This window comes from Acinetobacter towneri (assembly GCF_001758345.1).
In the GTDB taxonomy this organism is placed as follows: Bacteria; Pseudomonadota; Gammaproteobacteria; order Pseudomonadales; family Moraxellaceae; genus Acinetobacter; species Acinetobacter towneri_A.
This window is the reverse complement of sequence record NZ_MKQS01000066.1, coordinates 1-629: the sequence shown is the minus strand read 5'-3', so window position 1 is coordinate 629 and position 629 is coordinate 1. Positions and strand designations below refer to the sequence as shown.

Below are 629 nucleotides of genomic sequence, written 5' to 3'. Positions count from 1 at the left end.
TCATGGTGGGTCTGACAAGACTTGAACTTGTGACCCCACGCTTATCAAGCGTGTGCTCTAACCAACTGAGCTACAGACCCTGAGAAAAATCAAAGCATCACTTTGTATTTTTCGCAAGACAAACGCAGTGCGTAGTATCTGCTACTCAATCCAATTCGAAAACCTCGAATTATCTTTTAAGACACATCGTCATGAAGAACAACTTGTTGTGGATTCTTACCAATCGTCAATCTTTCGTTAAGGAGGTGATCCAGCCGCAGGTTCCCCTACGGCTACCTTGTTACGACTTCACCCCAGTCATCGGCCACACCGTGGTAAGCGTCCTCCTTRCGGTTAGACTACCTACTTCTGGTGCAACAAACTCCCATGGTGTGACGGGCGGTGTGTACAAGGCCCGGGAACGTATTCACCGCGGCATTCTGATCCGCGATTACTAGCGATTCCGACTTCACGCAGTCGAGTTGCAGACTGCGATCCGGACTACGATCGGCTTTTTGAGATTAGCATCACATCGCTGTGTAGCAACCCTTTGTACCGACCATTGTAGCACGTGTGTAGCCCTGGCCGTAAGGGCCATGATGACTTGACGTCGTCCCCGCCTTCCTCCAGTTTGTCACTGGCAGTATCCT

1 tRNA gene and 1 rRNA gene are annotated in these 629 nt (G+C 50.2%); both read right to left on the bottom strand.

From position 1 onward, the window contains the following. Window positions 1-3 precede the first annotated feature (3 nt). A tRNA-Ile gene (locus BJN41_RS14495) sits at window positions 4-80 on the bottom strand. A gap of 158 nt (window positions 81-238) precedes the next feature. Beyond that, window positions 239-629 (bottom strand): 16S ribosomal RNA (locus BJN41_RS14490); the annotation flags it as partial.